Raw genomic sequence first — 18,137 nt, 5'->3', positions numbered from 1 at the left:
TGAAAAACAACACGCGACACGATCTTGGCCTTTCAATCGACTTTTCCCTTCGAGCCGAACGCGGGCCTCGCCGACGCGCTCGCGGTCCTGCGCGCGTTGCCCGTTCGCGAAGGACACTGGGACGAGATGCGCGACGCGTCGGGTGTGCTGCGTGAGCCGTGGCGCCGGTTTTTCGAGCTGCTGGGCGAAGACGGTATCGCCGGTCTCGATCAGGACGCCGCGTCGATCGCCCGGCAGATCCGCGACAACGACATCAGCTACAACGTGTACGCCGACAACGGCGAGTCGCGTCCGTGGTCGCTGGACCTGCTGCCGTTCCTGATCGACGAAGCGGAATGGGCCGGAATCGAGCGCGGCGTGAAGCAGCGCGCGCATCTGCTGAATGCGATCGTCGCGGACGTGTACGGTCAACAGACGTTGTTGCAGCGCGGCCTGCTGCCGCCCGCGCTGGTATTCGGTCATCCGGGTTATCTGCGCGCGGTGAAGGATTACGTGCCGCCTGGCGGCCAGTATCTGCAGCTCGTCGCCATCGACCTCGCGCGCGCTCCGAACGGCCGCTGGACGGTGATGGCGCACCGCACCGAGGCGCCATCCGGCCTCGGCTATGCGCTCGAAAACCGGATGATCGTCGCGAGCCTCTTCACCGATCCGTTCCGGGCGATGCGCGTGAGCCGTCTGGCTGCGTCGTTCTCGCAGCTGGTCGCCACGCTCGCGCAACTGGCCCGCGCGACGATGCGCGGCGCGCGGGACGAAGCGCCGCATATCGCGCTGCTCACGCCTGGGCCCTATAGCGAAACCTACTTCGAGCACACGTTCCTCGCGCGCTATCTTGGCGTGACGCTGGTCGAGGGCAAGGACCTCACGGTGCGCGGCGACATGCTGTATCTGAAGACGCTTGCGGGACTGGAGCGCGTGCATGTCGTGCTGCGCCGCCTCGACGACGCGTTCTGCGATCCGGTCGAGCTGCGCGCCGATTCGACGATCGGCGTGCCCGGCCTGCTTCAGGTGATGCGGGCGGGCAACGTGGTGGTCTCGAACGTGCCCGGTGCGGGTTTCGCGGAGTCGCCCGCATTGCACGGCTTCATGGCGGGCATCGCGGACGCGCTGCTCGACGAGCCGCTCGAGTTGCCCGACGTGCCGACGTGGTGGTGCGGTGAAGACGCCGCGCGCGCGAACGCGTTCGCGCGACAGGATTCGGCGTTCCTCGTGCCGACGTGGCCCGAATCGCAGCGCGACGGCGCGCCCGGCATGGCGGCCGGCGTACAGCGCCTTGACGCCTGGCGCGCGCGCATCGAAACGATGCCGGACGCGTTCACGGTCCAGCAGCCGCTGCCGTATTCCTGCACGCCGCGCCATGAAGCGCGCATGATCGGCAACCGGCCTTCGGTGCTGCGCCTCTTCGCGATCGCCGATTTCAACGGCGGCTGGCACGTGATGCCAGGCGGCTTCACGCGTCTCGCGGCTGAACGGCAAAGCACGGTGTCGATGCAGTTCGGCGGCAGCAGCGTCGATACGTGGGTGCTGTCGAGCCAACCGCACTCCACGTTTTCGCTGCTGCCTTCGCCGCTCAAACCCGGTGACCTCGCGCGCAAGCATCGCACCGTTTCCAGCCGCGCGGCGGAGAACCTGTTCTGGTCCGGCCGCTACGGCGAGCGCGCCGAAAACAACGTGCGCCTCCTGCGCCTGATTCTCGGCTCACTGGAAAACAGCGATAGCGACGCGATGTTCTCGACGCTCGTCGAACTGGCGCTGCAGAACGGCCTCGTGCCGCAGGTCGACATGCTCGCGGAGCCATCGCCGCAGACGTTCGAACGCACGCTGGTGGCCAACCTCAACGAGCACACGGGCGCGGCCAGCATCGGCCAGAACCTGGCCTCGCAGGCGCGCGCGAGCGGCGAGATTCGCGGCCGTCTTTCGGGCGACCACTGGCGCACGATTGTGGCCGCGCGCAACGATTTCCGCGACGCGCTGACCGTGCTGACGCCTTCGTCGCCCGTGCCCGCGCGACACGACCGCTACGACCGCGTCACGCTGATCAATGCACTGGAACATCTATCGACGCAGCTCCTCGCGATCAGCGGCGCACAGGGCGACCGGATGACCCGCGACGAAGCGTGGCGCCTGCTGTTCGTCGGGCGTCATATCGAGCGTGTGTCGGCGATGACTGCGTATCTGCGCGTCGTCGCCGGAGGGTGCCAGCTCGCGACGCCGGCCGGCTTCGATCTGCTGCTGCAGCTTTTCGACAGCACGCTGACGTATCGCTCGCTGTATCCGGGCCGCTTCGAGGTGCCCGCGCTGCTCGACCTGCTGGTGGTCGAGCCTACCAATCCGCGCGGCCTGTACGGCGTCTATGAACGCCTGTGCCGCAAGCTCGACGAGATCACCGTCGCCGCCGGCAGTTCGCGCCATGCGACGTTTTCCGGCCTGATGCGCTCCGTCGAATCCTTGCCGTCTCTCGAACGCCTGTGCGCAACCGGTGCGGATGGCGTCCATACCGAACTCATCGAAGTGTGCAGTGAACTGAATGCGCTGGTCGCGCTCGCAGCCAATGAAATCAGCGCGCGTTATTTCAGCCACGCGAATACGCTCGCGTTGCGGGTGTCGTCATGACGGCGGGGCATACCGTGCTGTCGGTGTCGCATCGCACCACGTATCGCTATTCGACGCTGGTCGAAACGGCGCAGCACCTGGCGACCATCCGGCCGCTCGCGTGTGCGTGGCAGCGCGTGGTGAACCACACCGAACGCATCGAGCCGACGCCTTCGTATGCGCATAGCCGCATCGATGCGTTCGGCAACGACGTACTGTATTTCGCGCTCGACACCCCGCACGAACGGCTGCAGCTCGTGAGCGAAACGACGGTGCAGCTGACGCCGCGCTGGACGTCGCTCGATCCGCAATCGACGCCTGCGTGGGACGCGGTTGCCGGCGCGCTGCACTTTAGCGTCGGCGGGACGTTCAGGCCGGAGACGGAGTTCTGCTTCGCTTCGCCGAATATCGTGCCGCGCCCCGCGCTGCGCGAATACGCACGGCGGAGTTTTCCGCCGGGCATGCCGGTCGCGGCGGGCGCGGTCGACCTGATGCATCGCATTCACGCGGACTTCGAATACACCCCGTCGGCGACGATGTTCGATACGCCCGCCGAACGCGCGTTCGAATTGAGGCGCGGCGTGTGCCAGGATTTCGCGCAGGTGATGATCGGTTGCCTGCGCTCACTGGGGTTGCCCGCGCGTTACGTCAGCGGTTATCTGCGCAACGACCCGCCGCCCGGACAGGCACGGCTGATCGGCGCGGATGCGTCGCACGCGTGGGTGTCGGTCCATTGCCCGGGCAGCGGCTGGATCGATCTCGATCCGACCAACGACGTGCTCGCCGACACCGATCACGTGACGCTGGCAACGGGCCGCGACTACAGCGACGTGTCGCTGTTGCGCGGCATGATTCTTGGCGGCGGCGCGCACCGCGTCGAGGTGGGCGTGAGCGTGCTCGCGCTTTGAGCGTACGGGGACACACCTGCGCCGGTCATCCGTCCGGCAACAAAAAACCGCAGCAAAAAACTTGACAGTGTGCGTATGCACATCTATAGTCCAACCCATGAACCGGCCTCTCTCCTACGACGAATGCAATTGCTTTGCGCTGCGGCAGGCGGCACGGCATGTCACGCAGATTTACGAGCGGCATCTGTCGGCCGTGGGTTTGTCGGCGGCGCATTTCACGATTCTTGCCAAGCTCGCGCGCACGCCGAACCTGACCATGATGGATCTGGCGGACGCGATGGTCATGGACCGTACAACGCTGGTCCGTGCGATGAAGCCGCTGCAACGCGACGGTCTCGTATCCATCGAGCCGGCCGCGCATGACGGTCGCACGTTTCTGTTCAGCCTGACGGGCAAGGGCGAGAAAACCTTTGACAAGGCCGCCATCGCATGGCGTGCCGCGCAGGACGAATTCGAAAGCCGCTTCGGCCGGGCACGCGCGCAGGCGCTGCGCTCGGAACTGTTCGACATCACGGAATAACGGTGGATGCGGTGTATTGGTCCGCTGTTGTTGTGTCTTAATATGTGCATACGCACTTATAAATGAAATCCACGTTATTTCCGGCAGAAGACGACTGTTTCGCGATTCGCCAGGCGGCGCGCTATGTCTCGCAGCTCTACGACCGGCACCTCGCGCAGGTCGGTTTGACGACGACGCAGTTCTCGATCATGGGCAGGATCCGGCGCGCCGGCCGCGCGACGATGAAGGAGCTCGCCGACCAGATGGTGATGCAGCGCACGACGCTCGTGCGTGCCATCCAGCCGCTGCGTCGCGACGGACTCGTATTCAGCGAAACGCTCGAACCGGACCGGCGCGAACTGTCGATCGGTTTGACCGAAGCGGGCGAGGTGCGGCTTCGCGCGGCGCGTGAGCATTGGTACGCGGCACAGGAAGAGTTCGAAGCGCGGTTCGGGCCGCAGCGCGCGGAAGCGCTGCGACGCGAACTGTTTGCGATGACCCGGGACTAGATTCGAAGCTCGCGTGAAGCGGGCAGCAGCATCGGCCGGCGCGTTCCTCGCGCCGATTTTTTCAGGCAACGAAGTGCATACGCACATATCAACATGTCCACTACTCCTTCGACAGTCGTACCCGCCAGCGTGGTGGATCGTGTCAATCCCACGCGACGCATCCCGTGGATGCTGCTCGCGGTCATCGCGGTGCTCGTCGTGCTGGTTGCGGCCGGGTCGTACTGGTTCATGGTCGGGCGCTTTGTCGAAAGCACCGATGACGCGTATATCGGCGGCGACGTCACCGTCATGGCGCCGAAGGTGAATGGCTTCGTGACCGACGTGCTGGTGAAAGACAACGAACACGTGCATGAAAACCAGGTGCTGATCCGGCTGGACGCACGCGATTACGACGCCCGTCTTGCGCAGGCGAACGCCGAAGTGGACAGCGCGAAAGCCGCCGTCACCGAGTTGCAGGCGAAGAAGTCGCTCCAGCTCGCGACGATCAACGAACAGGGCGCCGAAGTGCGCGCGTCCGGTGCCGAACTGACGCGCAGCGCAGCCGACCAGACACGTTACCGCGAGCTCGTGAAAGACGATGCTGTGTCGAGCCAGGTCGTCGAGCGCGCCGATGCGGACCTGCTCAAGGCGCGCGCCGCCGTCGATCGCAGCAATGCCGCGTTCGTCGCCGCGCAGCGTCAGCTGGTCGTGCTGGACGCGCAGATCGGCGACGCCGAGGCGCGCATCGCGACCGCGCAGGCGGCGCAGCGCGTCGCGGCGCTCAACGTCGAATACACGACGATCCGCTCGCCGATCGACGGCTACGTCGGCAACCGCACCGCGCGTGTCGGCCTGCTCGCCAACACGGGCGTGTCGCTGCTGACCGTCGTGCCTTCGAGCGGCCTGTGGATCGACGCCAACTTCAAGGAAGACCAGTTGAAGAAGATGCGTGTCGGCGACAGCGTCGACGTCGAGCTGGACGCGTCGAACAGGGGGATTCATGGCGTCGTCGAGAGCCTTGCGCCGGCAACCGGGGCTACGTTCAGCGTGCTGCCCGCGGAAAACGCGACCGGCAACTTCACGAAGATCGTGCAGCGCGTGCCGGTGCGCATCCGTCTCGACGTGCCGAAGGAGATGCAGGGCGTGCTGCGCCCGGGGCTCTCGGCGACGGTCAAGGTTCATCTCGCAGCCCACGCGTAAGCCCGAAGCGAGCCGATCATGAACCGCACCCACGCGCACGCAGCACCCCTCGCGAACCCCGCCGATCAGCCCATACGCACGAAAGCCTTCGCGTTCGCGCTGATGTGCCTCGGGTTCTTCATGGCGACGCTCGACATCCAGATCGTTGCTTCCTCGCTCAGGGACATTGGCGGTGGCCTGTCCGCCAGTCAGGATGAGCTCTCCTGGGTGCAAACGTCGTATCTGATCGCGGAAATTCTCGTGATTCCGATGTCGGGCTGGCTGTCGCGCGTGTTTTCCACGCGCTGGCTGTTCGCGGCGTCGGCGCTCGGCTTCACGATCACGAGCATGCTGTGCGGCATGGCGTGGGACATCAACTCGATGATCCTGTTTCGCGGGCTCCAGGGCGCGCTCGGCGCGGCGATGATCCCGACGGTGTTCACCACGGCATTCGTGCTGTTTCCCGGCAAACAGCGGCTGATCGCGTCGACGACGATCAGCGCGCTCGCCTCGCTCGCGCCGACGATCGGCCCCGTGATCGGCGGCTGGATCACGTCGCAGTGGTCGTGGCACTGGCTGTTCTACCTGAACCTCGTGCCGGGCGTTCTCGTGACCGTGCTGGTGCCGAGGTTCGTACACATTGATCATGTCGATATGTCCCTGCTGAAAAAGGGCGACTACCTCGGCATGGCGTTGATGTCGGGCTTTCTGGGCTGCCTCGAGTATGTGCTCGAGGAAGGGCCGCGCAAGAACTGGTTTGGCGACGACGTGATCCTGACGTGCGCATGGATCTGCGGCATCTGCGGGTTCCTGTTCCTCGTCCATGCGTTCACGGCAAAAGATCCGGTTGTCGATCTGCGCGCGCTCGCCATCCGTAACTTCAGTATCGGCAGTCTGCTGTCGTTCATTACCGGCATCGGCATTTTCTGTGCGGTGTTCCTGACGCCGGTGTTTCTCGCCCGCGTGCGTGGCTTCGATTCGTTGCAGATCGGCCTTGCGCTGCTTTCCGTCGGCTGTTTCCAGCTGGTGGCGCTGGTCGCGTATTCATGGCTTGCGCGCATGGTCGACATGCGCTGGCTGATGGTGTTCGGGCTCGTGTGCTTCGGCGTCGGCGTGTATCTCTACGTGCCGCTCACGAACCAGTGGGGCTGGCAGGAACTGCTGATTCCGCAGGCGCTGCGCGGCATCGGCCAGCAGTTCTGCATTCCGCCGATCGTCACGATGGCGCTCGGTTCGCTGCCCCCGTCGCGTCTCAAATCCGCCAGTGGCCTGTTCAACCTGATGCGCAACCTCGGCGGCGCAATTGGCATTGCCGTTGCCAGCACGATGCTCAACGACCGTTTGAACCTGCATTACGAGCGTCTCGACGAACACGTGACGGCTGGCCGTCCGGTGATCGAAGCGGTCATCCAGCAGCAGGCCGCGCATCTGGCCGCGGTGGGCGGCGACGCGCTCAACGCGACGACGGCCGGCCTCGACGTCCTGCACGGGTTGCTGATGCGCGAGGCGCTCGTGCTCACTTTCTCCGATACGTTCTTTGCGCTGGCGCTGTGCTTCGTGGTGGGACTCGCCAGCGTGCTGTTCTCGCGCCCGTTCGGCAACACCGCACCGCCTCCCGACGCTCACTAAGGTACCCGACATGAAATCGATCATCGCAAAGGCTCTGGCGGGCATCGCCGTGCTGAGTCTCGCCGCCTGCGCCGTGCAGCCGGAAACCCACGCCGATCTGCCGAAGACCGTGCAGACCGTCGCGCCCGACGCGTGGAGCGTCGACGCGCCGCAGGCGTCCGTCAACGCCGACGCGTGGTGGAACAACTTCGGCGACCCCGTCATGCATGAGCTGGTGACATCGGTGCTGGAAGGCAACCTCGACGTGCAGGCCGCCGCGGAACGGGTCAAGCAGGCGCAGTCGATCGCGACGCAACTTCACGCGGATCTGCTGCCCGAACTCGACGCGGTCGCGCGGGCCGCCGATACGCGCCAGAACACGCCGCCGCCGCTCGGTTACGTGCGCCAGGCAGGCATCGGTCTCGCCGCGAGCTGGGCGCCCGACGTATTCGGCGGCGAGCATCTCGCGCTGCTCGCGGCGCAGGCGCAGGTGTCGGGCCGCAAGGAAGCGCTGAACGCCGTGCGTCTCGCGCTCGCCGCGAATACGGCGGCTGCGTACATCGACCTGCGCTGGGCGCAGTCGCAGATGAAGATCGTCAAGGATAACGAGCAGATCCGCAGCCGCGCGTTGCGTCTGACGCAGGAGCGCCTGCATTACGGCCTGTCGACGCAGCTCGACGTCGCGCGTGCGCAGAACCAGCTGTCCGATCTTCAGGCGCAGATTCCGCGCGTGCAGTCGACGATCCAGCACCAGCTCAGCCTGATCGCGGTGTATTCGGGCCGCACGCCGGAGAGCGTCGACGGGTTGCTGCTCGCGAACGCACAGGCGATTCCCGTGCCGTCGCAGAGCGTGCCGCGGACGCTGCCTTCGGAGGCGCTGCTGCGTCGCCCGGACGTGCGCACCGCGTATGCGGGCGTCGAGCAGCGCGCGGCGGAAGTCGGCGTATCGAAGGCGCAGCGTTATCCGCAGTTCAGGCTGACGCTGTCGGACGGCCTGCTCGCCGCGTCGTATCTCGGCTTGCCGACGCTCACCGACAACCTGTTCAGCGCGGCCCTGAGCGCGACGAGTCCGATCTTCAACGCCGGCCGCATCAATGCGGGTATCGACGAAAGCGAGAGCCGCATGCGCGAGTCGCAACTCGGCCTGCGTCAGACGATGCTAGAGGCGCTGAAGGAAATCGAGGACACGCGCAGCGATCTCATCAGCACGTCGGAGCAGGCTCAGCGACTCTCCGGCGCGCTCGATGCATCCAGCCAGGCGCTGCGTCTTTCGAGCGAGCTGTACAAGGGCGGCGCGTCGAGCTTCCTCGACGTGCTCGCCGCGCAGGAAGCGTATCTGCAGGACGCGGAATCGCTGAACCAGGCGAAACGCGAACACGCGCTTGCCGCGGTCGCGCTGTATCGCTCGCTGGGCGGCGGATGGGATACGCAGGATTTCGCCGATGTCGCGAGCGTTGCCGCGACGTCGTCCGCCGCCCGCTGAACAGACCCGTCACTTTACTTTCCACCTCGAAGAGGGAATCGACCATGAGTACACGCGAAATTGTGATCAGCCATCCGGTGAGAACCCCGATTGGCGCCTTCAACGGTTCACTGAAGGAGGTGCCCGCCACCGACCTCGGCGCCGCCGCCGTCCGCGAAACGCTGCGGCGTGGCGGTGTCGATGCGGCTGTGCTGTCGTCGGTGGTGATGGGCAACGTGATCCAGGCGGGCAACCGCATGAACCCGGCCCGCCAGGCGTCGATCGGCGGCGGCGTGCCGGTGGCCGTGCCGGCGCTGACCGTCAACCGCGTCTGCGGCTCGGGCGCGCAGGCGGTCGTCTCCGCAGCCCAGGAAATCGCGCTGGGTCTGGGCCACGTCGCGGTGGCGGGCGGCATGGAGAACATGGATCGCGCGCCGTATCTGATGGATGGCGCCCGCCACGGTTACCGCATGGGGAGCGCGCAGATTCACGACAGCATGTTGCGCGATGGTCTTGTCGACGCGTTTTCCAGCGAGCATTCCGGCTGGCACACCGAAGACCTCGTGACGCAGCTTTCGATCACGCGCGACGCACAGGACCGCTGGGCCGCGCGGTCGCAGCAGCGCTTTGTCGCGGCACAGGAACGCGGCGCGTTCGAAGCCGAACTCGCCGCGATCGAGGTGAAGGGACGCAAGGGGCCCGTGCTTTTCGCCCGCGACGAGCAGCCGCGCGGCGACACCACGGTCGAGATTCTGGCGAAGCTGCGCCCCGCGTTTCGTCCGGACGGCTCGATCACCGCGGGCAACGCGCCCGGGCTGAACAGCGGCGCGGCTGCGATGATCGTCGCGGACCGCGGCTTCGCGGAAGCGCATGGCATCGAACCGTTCGCGCGGCTCGTCGCGTACGGCGTGGCGGCGGTCGAGCCGGGTATGTTCGGCCTCGGTCCGGTGCCGGCCGTGCGGATGGCGCTCGAGCGGGCCGGGTGGAATCCCGGCGACATCGAACGCATCGAGATCAACGAAGCGTTCGCCGCCGTGCCGATTGCCGTCGCGCAAAAGCTCGGCCTGCCGGATGACATCATCAACGTGGAAGGCGGCGCGATCGCGCACGGTCACCCGATCGGCGCGACCGGCGCGGTGCTGGCGACGCGGCTCATCCATTCGATGCGACGCGACGGTTTGAGGCGCGGTATCGTCACGCTGTGCATCGGTGGTGGTCAGGGCATCGCGCTTGCGCTCGAGGCGCTGTAAGGCCGCTTTAAACGCGTTGAAACGTGCGCGGCGTGTCCCTGCGTCCGGCGATACTTTGCTGTATTTTCCATATGCAGGGACGAACAGATGGACTGGCGCGCACGCGCCACACGAATGATCTCAAGGAGACGTGATGCGAATTCTGGTTGTGGGTGCGGGGGCGACGGGCGGTTATTTCGGCGGACGTCTCGCCGCGGCGGGGCGCGACGTGACGTTTCTGGTCCGCGCGCAACGGGCGGAGGAACTGAAGCGCACGGGTCTCGTGATCCGCAGTCCACGCGGCGATCTCACGCTGCGCGACGTGAAGACCGTTCAGGCGAGCGACGCCGCGAAACCGTTCGATCTCATCGTGCTGAGCTGCAAGGCGTACAGCCTCGACGACGCGGTGAAGGCATTCGCGCCGTTCGTCGGACCCGATACGGCGATCCTGCCGCTTTTGAACGGCATGGCGCACGTCGATACGCTGACGGAGAAATTCGGCGCCGCGCGCGTGCTGGGCGGCCAGTGCGTGATCGCCGCGACGTTGAACCCCGCGCGCGAAATCGTGCATCTGAACGACCTGCATTCGATCACGTTCGGCGAACTCGCCGGCGGGTCGACAGCGCGTGCCCGCGCCATCGATGCCACGCTGCAGGGTGCGGGCTTTGACGTCGCATTGAGCGACGCGGTACTTCAGCAGATGTGGGCGAAGTGGGTGTTCCTCTCGACGCTGGCGGCCAGCACGTGCCTTTTTCGTGCTTCCATCGGCGACATTCTGGCGGCGCCCGACGGCAAACGCGTGATCGAGGGCCTGCTGTCCGAATGCCGCGCGGTGTCGGCACACAACGGTTATCCGATGGGCGAGGACTTCGTGGCGCGCGTGAGCGGCACGCTCTTCGCGGCGGGCTCGCCGATGACGGCCTCGATGCTGCGCGACGTGGAGAACCGTTCGCGGATCGAGGCCGATCACATTCTTGGCGACCTGATCCGCCGGGGCGACGCCGCGCAGCACGACGAAGCGCACGTGTCGCTGCTGCGCCTTGCGTATAACCATCTGAAGGCTTACGAATCGCGGCAGGCGCGCGAGGCATAGAGGCATAATCGCGCGCAGGCATACTTCAGGCAGCCAGCCGGATGGATATCCACATCACGATTCAGGGGCGCCAGGATCTGGCGGGGCAGATTTATCGACAGTTGCGCGCGGGCATTGTCGAAGGGCGGCTCGCGGGTGGCGTGCAGTTGCCGTCCACGCGCGATCTGGCGACGCAGCTCGGCGTATCGCGCAAGACCACGCTCGACGTGTTCGAGCGCCTGCTTTCCGAAGGGTTTCTGTCGGCGCGCCCGGGCTCCGGCACGTTCGTGTCCGACGGCTTGCAGCGCCTGCCTGGCGAGAAATCGTCGCATGCGAAAGCCGTCGAAGCGGCGAAGGTGCAACCGGCGGCGCGAGCGCGCGAAGTGTGGGACGAACTCGCGGCGTCGCTGGCGTTGCCGCAGCCGGACCCCCAGGTCACGCTCGACTTTGTCGGCGGCGTGACGGACAAATCGCTGTTTCCGTTCGACGTGTGGCGCACCTGCATCAACCACGCGCTGCGCGTGCAGTCGCGCGGCCGCGGCACCTACCACGACTCCGCCGGCGAGCAGGAACTGCGGCTCGCCGTGTCGCGCTATCTGGCGTTCAACCGCGCGGTCGTCAGCAACTGGGACGACGTCGTCATCACGCAGGGCGCGCAGCAGGCGCTCGATCTCGTGGCCCGCGTGGTGCTGCGCCGCGGCGACACCGTCGCCGTCGAAGACCCCGGTTATCCGCCGGCGCGCGCGTGTTTCGCGGCGCTCGACGCGAAGGTCGTGCCGGTTCCCGTCGACGAACAGGGTCTTGTCGTGAGCCGGCTGCCGAAGAACGCGCGGCTCGTCTATGTGACGCCATCCCACCAGTTTCCGCTCGGCATGCCGATGAGCCTCGAGCGCCGGGTCGAACTGCTCGAATGGGCGCAACAGCGCGGCGCCGTCATCATCGAAGACGACTACGACTGCGAATACCGCTTCGAAGGGCGTCCAACGGAGCCGCTCAAGAGCCTCGACCGCGCGGGTCTGGTGGCGTACGTCGGCACGTTTTCGAAGACGATTTTCCCCGAGCTGCGCATGGGTTACGTGGTGCCGCCCGCCTCGCTGCTGGGTCCGTTGCGGTGCGCGCGGCAGGTCGGCGACTGGCACGGCTGCACACTCACGCAGACCGCGCTTGCCACCTTCATGCTCAACGGCGACTTCGCGAAACACCTTCGGCGCATGCATAAACACTATGCGGCGCGGCGCGCGATGCTGCTTTCACACCTGCAAAACGGGCTCGCGCCGTGGTTCGAGCCGATCGTGCCGACCGCCGGCATTCACCTTGCCGCAAGGCTCCGGGCGCCACTCACGGAGGCGGCGGTCGTCGAGGCAGGACGTGCCGCGTCGATCGGGCTGTACGGGCTCACGCCGTTCCATGTGCGCGAGAAAGCGCGGCCCGGCCTGATGTTTGGCTATGGGGGGATCGACGTCGAACAGATCGACACGGCACTCACCGCGCTTGCGCAACGGATGCCAGGGCTTGCCCGCTGATCTTCAAAAGGGCCCTGATACACGGGCCCGTTTGCGTGAAGGCGCGTGAAAGAAGCCGCCATCGCATGGCCGGTTTTGTGTTGCCCTGGTGTTTACCTCACTCTCGAGGGCATGCGCGTGGTGATCCCCGAAATACGTTTTACCCGCTAAAACAGGTGTCAAAATGTGTTGAGGAGTCAGCGCCACGCAACAAACCTGCGGTGTCATGCACAAAAGATTCACGCGAAACCCAGGAGCGCTTGTAGAATCCGGCACTGAAGCGCGCGCATACCGCGTGCCCTTCAGTGCATTCACTGACCACAACAGGTAGGAGAAACATGCCGACTTCCGCAAAAAAGGTGGCCAAGAAGGCTGCCACTGTACCGGCCAAAAAGGTTGCAGCGAAGAAAGTGCCTGCGAAGAAAGTAGCAGCTAAGAAGGTCGCCGTGAAGGCGTCCGGCGCACCGTCGCCGATCAAGGACACCTTCACGAAGGCCTCGCTGGCCGCACACGTCGCAGATCGTGCTGCTGTCGAACTGAAGGCTGCCAAGGCCGTTCTGGCCGCGCTCGAAGACACGATCCTCGGCGCGGTTCACAAGAAGGGCGCTGGCGAATTCACGCTGTCCGGTCTTCTGAAGATTGTTGTTCAATCCGTGCCGGCGAAGAAGAAGCGCTTCGGCAAGGACCCGTTCTCGGGTGAAGAGCGCTGGTTCCCGGCCAAGCCGGCTAGCGTGCGCATCAAGGCACGCGCGCTGAAGAAGCTGAAAGACGCAGCAGGCTGAAGCGGTTCGAGTCGTAAGCGGCGCCCTTCAGGCGGTGCTCACGACCGGTCGCGTAACGCGCTGTAAAAGAATCCCTGTGGGCGCAAGCCCATGGGGATTTTTTTCGTGCGCGTTTTAGTTCGCGTTTTAGTGCGTATCCGGAGGGGCGCGCACGCGCGCTCGTCGTCGAGCGGCCCCGAACAGCGCTTTGATCACGAACCCGATCATTGACGCTTCGACGCCCAATGCACCGCAGTAGCGCGTCGATTGGCGCAGCGGTACGATAGGGACGTCGTCCGTGTCTGCCGGATGCGCACTTCCGGTGCATCCGGCACCCGATTTCAGCGCGAAGCGAATGGCATAGCGCTTGCTTGAAACATACGGTTGTCGAACACCGAATGCGCAGCGCATTCGCCTTCCATCCGGCAAAAAGAGCGGGGCGTGACATGCGATGCTATGACGAGATGCGTCTTCAAGACGAAGCCGTACGACCGCACTACGCGCGGTTCGAGCGCTGGCTCGTTCAGCAGGGCGGGGATGCGATTGCCCGCAAGCGTGCCGAGGCGGATTTGCTGTTCCGGCGCGTCGGCATCACTTTCGCGGTCAACGGCGACCTGTCCGGTACCGAGCGGCTGATTCCTTTCGACCTGATTCCGCGCATCATTCCGCGCAGCGAATGGCAGACGCTCGAAGCCGGTTTGCGCCAGCGCGTGCAGGCGCTCAACCTGTTCATCCACGACGTCTATCACGACCGCAACATCGTGCGCGCGGGCATCGTGCCGGCCGCGCAGGTGTATACGAACGCACAGTACCGGCCGGAAATGCAGGGCGTGAAGGTGCCGCTCGGCATCTACGCGCACATCGCCGGCGTCGACGTGGTGCGTGCGGGCGACGACGGCCAGTTCTTCGTGCTCGAAGACAACCTGCGCGTGCCGTCGGGCGTGTCGTACATGCTGGAAAACCGCAAGATGATGATGCGGCTTTTCCCCGAGCTTTTCGTGCAGAACCGGATCGCGCCGGTCGCGCATTACCCCGACCTGCTGCTCGATACGCTGCGCTCGGTGGCGCCTGAAGGCGTCGACGATCCGGTCGTCGTCGTGCTGACGCCGGGCATGTACAACTCGGCGTACTTCGAACACACGTTCCTCGCGCAGCAGATGGGCGTCGAGCTGGTCGAGGGCAAGGATCTCTTCGTCGACGACAACTACGTGTTCATGCGCACGACGCAGGGGCCGAAGCGCGTCGACGTGATCTATCGCCGCGTCGACGATGATTTTCTCGATCCGCTCGCGTTCCGCAGCGATTCCGCGCTTGGCGTGCCGGGTCTGCTCACCGCCTATCGGGCCGGCCGCGTCGCGCTTGCGAACGCAATGGGCACCGGTATCGCCGACGACAAGTCGATCTATCCATACGTGCCCGAGATGATCGAGTTTTATCTCGGCGAGAAGCCGGTTCTCAACAACGTCCCCACGTTCCAGTGTCGCAAGCCGGACGATCTCGCCTACACGCTCGCGCATCTGCCCGAACTCGTCGTGAAGGAAGTACATGGCGCGGGCGGCTACGGCATGCTGGTGGGACCGGCATCCACCACGGCTGAAATCGAGGACTTCCGCAAGCGCCTGATCGAGCGGCCGGCGGGTTATATCGCGCAGCCGACGCTCGCGCTTTCCGCGTGTCCGACGTTCGTCGAATCGGGTATCGCGCCGCGCCACATCGACCTGCGGCCGTTCGTGCTGTCCGGCAAGACGACGACGATGGTGGCGGGTGGCCTCACGCGTGTCGCGTTGCAGGAAGGCTCGCTTGTCGTCAACTCGTCGCAGGGCGGCGGCACCAAGGACACGTGGATGGTCGACTGAAACGGGTGGTTGCAGCCGCAACCAGCGAGGACCGCACCGGCGACGCGTGTCGCCGGTGACAGGTGACAAACGGAAAATGTCCGGTAACCCGCGCAGACCTCGACGATGTCGGGCCATGCGCCCATCGATAACGGAAAGCCGTCATGCTAAGCCGCACTGCCGATCATCTCTTCTGGATGGCCCGTTACATGGAGCGCGCGGAGAACACCGCCCGCATGCTCGACATCAACCTGAAGGCGCTGCTGCTGCCGCAGACGCCCGAACAGGAAGCGCGTACGCAGCGCTCCGTGCTGCGTATCTCCGAGCTCGAGGGCGCGTTCGCGGAACGCTACGACGAACCTTCGCGCGAACACGTGCTGCATTTCATGGTGGCCGATTCCACCAATCCTTCGAGCATTTACTCATGTCTGCAGGCGACGCGCGAAAACGCCCGCGCCGTGCGCGGCACGTTGACCACCGAATGGTGGGAAACGATCAACGACACGTGGCTCGAGTTCAACGAACGTGCGTCGTCCGGGCAGTTGATGGCGCATCCGGTGGCGCTCTTCGAATGGGTCAAGTTCCGCTCGCATCTGTCGCGCGGCGTGACGCTCGGCACCGCGTTGCAGGACGACGCGTTTTTCTTCACACAATTGGGCACCTTCCTCGAACGCGCCGACAACACGGCACGGATTCTCGACGTGCGGTTCGCCAACGTCGAGCCGAATTCGCGCGACGCGGCGCGACAGCTCGAGGATTTCTACTACTGGACGTCGATCCTGAGCTCGGTTTCGGCGCTCGAAATCTATCGCAAGGTCTATCGCGACGTCGTGACGCCCGCGCGCGTGGTCGAACTGATGATCCTGAACCAGCAGATGCCGCGCTCGCTGCTCGCGTCGCTCGAAGGCGTGTGCGCGAATCTCGCGATGCTGCGCACGTCGGGATCGAACGAATGCGAGCGCTTTGCCGGCAAGCTGCGCGCGGAACTCGTGTATTCCGATATCCGGCAGATTTTCGAGGCGGGACTGCATGCGTATCTGACGCAGTTCCTTGCCCGCGTGTTCGAACTCGGCGGACTGGTGGCACGCACCTATCTGATGTTGCCGGTTGCCTGACGGAGCCTGACTCATGTATCTCACGATTCGACACGAAACCTCGTACCGTTATGAATCAACGGTCCACTATTCGATCCAGCAGTTGCGCCTGACGCCCGCGAGCGGCGGCGCGCAGGTCGTGCGCCGCTGGACGCTTGATGCGCCGGGCAAGCTGGACTCCACCTTCGATGCGTACGGCAACGTGTTGCACACGCTCGTGCTGAACAAGCCGCACAGCGAGATCCGCGTGCGTGTTTCGGGCGAGGTCGACACGTTCGCGCTCGTCGACGGACGGCTGCCCGATGGCGTCGGCCCGATTCCGCTCGAGCACTTCACGTGCTCGACGCCCTTGACCGACTGTGATGCCGCGGTGCGCGAACTCGCGGCTTCGGTGGCCGCGCTCGACACGCCGGCTTCGCTGATCGCGTTGTCGGAGCAGATCGTGCAGCGCGTGCAGTTCCAGTCCGGCATCACCGAGGTCACGAGCACCGCGGCAGAAGCGCTGGCGCTCGGCAAGGGTGTCTGTCAGGACCACGCGCATCTGATGCTCGCCTGCTGCCGCGCGCGCGGCGTGCCGGCGCGCTACGTGAGCGGCTATATCGAACCGGGCGACGTCGAGCACGGCGCCAGTCACGCATGGGTCGACGTCTGGATCGATGGCGTGGGCTGGACGTCCGTCGACGTCACGCACGCGGCGTTTGCGAGCAACATCTATTGCCGGCTCGCTGTCGGGCGCGACTACGAAGCGGCTTCGCCTGTGCGTGGACGGCGAATCGGCGGGCGCGAGGAAAAGCTCGACGTGTCGGTGACGGTCAGCTCACAGACACCGCAGTAGGGCATGGGAAATCCGCATCCTGGAACGACGCGGCCTTCATAAAGGCCGTTTTGGCGCCGTAATACCGGAAGACGCGTCAGAGGCGGCGTGCCGGCGCATTACAATAACGGCGTTCCGTCGTTTTCCAGGTTGGCGATCATGACTTACTGCGTGGCGATGTGCGTCGATGAAGGGCTCGTGTTTCTCTCGGACACGCGCACCAACGCGGGCGTCGATCACATCAGCACGGCGCGCAAGATGTCCGTGTTCGAACAGCCTGGCGAGCGCGTGCTCGTGCTGCTGGGCGCCGGCAATCTCTCGCTGACCCAGGCGGTGCTGCAGACGCTCAGTGAGCCCACGGAGGCTGGCAAACCCACGCTCTGGACGGTTTCGTCGATGCCCGAGGCCGCGCGCGTGGTCGGCGATGCGGTGCGCCAGGTGTATCTGCGCGAGGCGCGGGTACTGCAGGAATTCGGCGTCGACTTCAACTGCTCGTTCATTCTGGGCGGACAGATCGTCGCGTCGGCCGATAGCGGCGCGCCTTCGACGCCGCGTCTTTTCATGATCTACTCCGCGGGCAATTTCATCGAGGCGTCGAGCGTCTGCCCGTATTTCCAGATCGGCGAATCGAAGTACGGCAAGCCGATCATCGACCGCGTGCTGATTCCTTCCACCCCGCTCGACGAGGCCGCCAAGTGCGCGTTGATCTCGATGGATTCGACGCTGCGCTCGAATCTGTCGGTCGGGCTGCCGCTGGACCTGCTGGTCTATGAGAAAGACGCGCTCCGTGTGACGCGGTTCGTCTCCGTCGATCAGGACAATGCGTACTATCAGATGATTCACCGCACGTGGGGCGAGCAGTTGCGTCAGGTGTTCAGCGCGATTCCCGACCCGGCATGGGAAAACTCGGGCGACGTGCCGCATCGGCAGCGTAGCCGGGCGCCGGTGGTGTCGCAACGGGACGCGGCTGACGTGGTGGCCGGACGTGGCGACGCGCGGCCGGAGCAGACGCTTGCCCAGGCGGGCGCGGACGCGCAGAAGAAGCAGCGCTAGTTACGCAGCAGCACCGCTGCAAACGCAAAAAGCCGGACACGTCC

Annotated in this window: 15 protein-coding genes; all 15 read left to right on the top strand. The window is 65.3% G+C overall.

The window, feature by feature from the left end; translation table 11 throughout:
• Window positions 1-24 precede the first annotated feature (24 nt).
• The 15 genes from BLV45_RS25650 (at window position 25) to BLV45_RS25575 (ending at window position 18,093) form a co-directional block, all read left to right on the top strand.
• The gene (locus tag BLV45_RS25650; protein WP_090537933.1) at window positions 25-2,610 is read left to right on the top strand and encodes a circularly permuted type 2 ATP-grasp protein; all 2,586 of its coding nucleotides are present in this window, start codon (window positions 25-27) and stop codon (window positions 2,608-2,610) included.
• Window positions 2,607-3,497, top strand: coding sequence for a transglutaminase family protein (locus tag BLV45_RS25645; protein ID WP_090537931.1), 891 nt, complete (start codon window positions 2,607-2,609; stop codon window positions 3,495-3,497). The genes BLV45_RS25650 and BLV45_RS25645 overlap by 4 nt, the downstream gene beginning before the upstream one ends.
• A gap of 97 nt (window positions 3,498-3,594) precedes the next feature.
• On the top strand, window positions 3,595-4,017 hold the full coding sequence (locus BLV45_RS25640; RefSeq protein WP_090537928.1) for a MarR family winged helix-turn-helix transcriptional regulator: 423 nt from the start codon (window positions 3,595-3,597) through the stop codon (window positions 4,015-4,017).
• 62 nt (window positions 4,018-4,079) lie between these two features.
• Window positions 4,080-4,505, top strand: coding sequence for a MarR family winged helix-turn-helix transcriptional regulator (locus tag BLV45_RS25635; RefSeq protein WP_090537926.1), 426 nt, complete (start codon window positions 4,080-4,082; stop codon window positions 4,503-4,505).
• 93 nt (window positions 4,506-4,598) lie between these two features.
• Window positions 4,599-5,684 (top strand): HlyD family secretion protein, encoded by a 1,086-nt coding sequence (locus BLV45_RS25630; protein ID WP_176954251.1) that lies wholly within the window; start codon window positions 4,599-4,601, stop codon window positions 5,682-5,684.
• Between the two features lie 18 nt (window positions 5,685-5,702).
• Window positions 5,703-7,292, top strand: a complete 1,590-nt coding sequence (locus BLV45_RS25625; RefSeq protein WP_090537922.1) for a DHA2 family efflux MFS transporter permease subunit — start codon at window positions 5,703-5,705, stop codon at window positions 7,290-7,292.
• Window positions 7,293-7,302: 10 nt separating this feature from the next.
• On the top strand, window positions 7,303-8,754 hold the full coding sequence (locus tag BLV45_RS25620; RefSeq protein WP_090537920.1) for an efflux transporter outer membrane subunit: 1,452 nt from the start codon (window positions 7,303-7,305) through the stop codon (window positions 8,752-8,754).
• A 44-nt stretch (window positions 8,755-8,798) separates the two neighbouring features.
• On the top strand, window positions 8,799-9,983 hold the full coding sequence (locus BLV45_RS25615) for a thiolase family protein (RefSeq protein ID WP_090537918.1): 1,185 nt from the start codon (window positions 8,799-8,801) through the stop codon (window positions 9,981-9,983).
• 133 nt (window positions 9,984-10,116) lie between these two features.
• The gene (panE, locus tag BLV45_RS25610) at window positions 10,117-11,055 is read left to right on the top strand and encodes a 2-dehydropantoate 2-reductase (RefSeq protein WP_090537916.1); all 939 of its coding nucleotides are present in this window, start codon (window positions 10,117-10,119) and stop codon (window positions 11,053-11,055) included.
• Window positions 11,056-11,096: 41 nt separating this feature from the next.
• Window positions 11,097-12,557, top strand: a complete 1,461-nt coding sequence (gene pdxR, locus BLV45_RS25605; protein ID WP_090537914.1) for a MocR-like pyridoxine biosynthesis transcription factor PdxR — start codon at window positions 11,097-11,099, stop codon at window positions 12,555-12,557.
• A gap of 317 nt (window positions 12,558-12,874) precedes the next feature.
• Entirely contained in the window at window positions 12,875-13,318 is a 444-nt protein-coding gene (locus tag BLV45_RS25600; RefSeq protein WP_090537912.1) for an HU family DNA-binding protein, read from the top strand.
• A 425-nt stretch (window positions 13,319-13,743) separates the two neighbouring features.
• Complete coding sequence (locus tag BLV45_RS25590; RefSeq protein ID WP_090537908.1) at window positions 13,744-15,153, top strand: circularly permuted type 2 ATP-grasp protein; 1,410 nt, start codon at window positions 13,744-13,746, stop codon at window positions 15,151-15,153.
• Window positions 15,154-15,296: 143 nt separating this feature from the next.
• Window positions 15,297-16,247, top strand: coding sequence for an alpha-E domain-containing protein (locus BLV45_RS25585; RefSeq protein WP_090537906.1), 951 nt, complete (start codon window positions 15,297-15,299; stop codon window positions 16,245-16,247).
• Between the two features lie 13 nt (window positions 16,248-16,260).
• Window positions 16,261-17,061: a transglutaminase family protein gene (locus BLV45_RS25580; protein ID WP_090537904.1), complete on the top strand. Its 801-nt coding sequence runs from the start codon at window positions 16,261-16,263 to the stop codon at window positions 17,059-17,061.
• A 138-nt stretch (window positions 17,062-17,199) separates the two neighbouring features.
• On the top strand, window positions 17,200-18,093 hold the full coding sequence (locus BLV45_RS25575) for a proteasome-type protease (protein WP_090538017.1): 894 nt from the start codon (window positions 17,200-17,202) through the stop codon (window positions 18,091-18,093).
• The last annotated feature ends 44 nt before the right edge of the window (window positions 18,094-18,137 follow it).

The organism is Paraburkholderia sartisoli (assembly GCF_900107685.1).
GTDB lineage: Bacteria > Pseudomonadota > Gammaproteobacteria > Burkholderiales > Burkholderiaceae > Paraburkholderia > Paraburkholderia sartisoli.
Note: the sequence above shows the minus strand (reverse complement) of the source record. Positions and strands in the feature narration are given on the sequence as shown.

Bases quoted from the DNA above. Each gene is read 5' to 3' on its own strand.
- BLV45_RS25635 (WP_090537926.1), top strand. From the start codon at position 4,080: ATGAAATCCACGTTATTTCCGGCAGAAGACGACTGTTTCGCGATTCGC.
- BLV45_RS25615 (WP_090537918.1), top strand. From the start codon at position 8,799: ATGAGTACACGCGAAATTGTGATCAGCCATCCGGTGAGAACCCCGATT.
- BLV45_RS25640 (WP_090537928.1), top strand. From the start codon at position 3,595: ATGAACCGGCCTCTCTCCTACGACGAATGCAATTGCTTTGCGCTGCGG.
- BLV45_RS25645 (WP_090537931.1), top strand. From the start codon at position 2,607: ATGACGGCGGGGCATACCGTGCTGTCGGTGTCGCATCGCACCACGTAT.
- BLV45_RS25625 (WP_090537922.1), top strand. From the start codon at position 5,703: ATGAACCGCACCCACGCGCACGCAGCACCCCTCGCGAACCCCGCCGAT.
- panE (WP_090537916.1), top strand. From the start codon at position 10,117: ATGCGAATTCTGGTTGTGGGTGCGGGGGCGACGGGCGGTTATTTCGGC.
- BLV45_RS25585 (WP_090537906.1), top strand. From the start codon at position 15,297: ATGCTAAGCCGCACTGCCGATCATCTCTTCTGGATGGCCCGTTACATG.
- BLV45_RS25575 (WP_090538017.1), top strand. From the start codon at position 17,200: ATGACTTACTGCGTGGCGATGTGCGTCGATGAAGGGCTCGTGTTTCTC.
- BLV45_RS25580 (WP_090537904.1), top strand. From the start codon at position 16,261: ATGTATCTCACGATTCGACACGAAACCTCGTACCGTTATGAATCAACG.
- BLV45_RS25620 (WP_090537920.1), top strand. From the start codon at position 7,303: ATGAAATCGATCATCGCAAAGGCTCTGGCGGGCATCGCCGTGCTGAGT.
- BLV45_RS25590 (WP_090537908.1), top strand. From the start codon at position 13,744: ATGCGATGCTATGACGAGATGCGTCTTCAAGACGAAGCCGTACGACCG.
- BLV45_RS25630 (WP_176954251.1), top strand. From the start codon at position 4,599: ATGTCCACTACTCCTTCGACAGTCGTACCCGCCAGCGTGGTGGATCGT.
- BLV45_RS25600 (WP_090537912.1), top strand. From the start codon at position 12,875: ATGCCGACTTCCGCAAAAAAGGTGGCCAAGAAGGCTGCCACTGTACCG.
- pdxR (WP_090537914.1), top strand. From the start codon at position 11,097: ATGGATATCCACATCACGATTCAGGGGCGCCAGGATCTGGCGGGGCAG.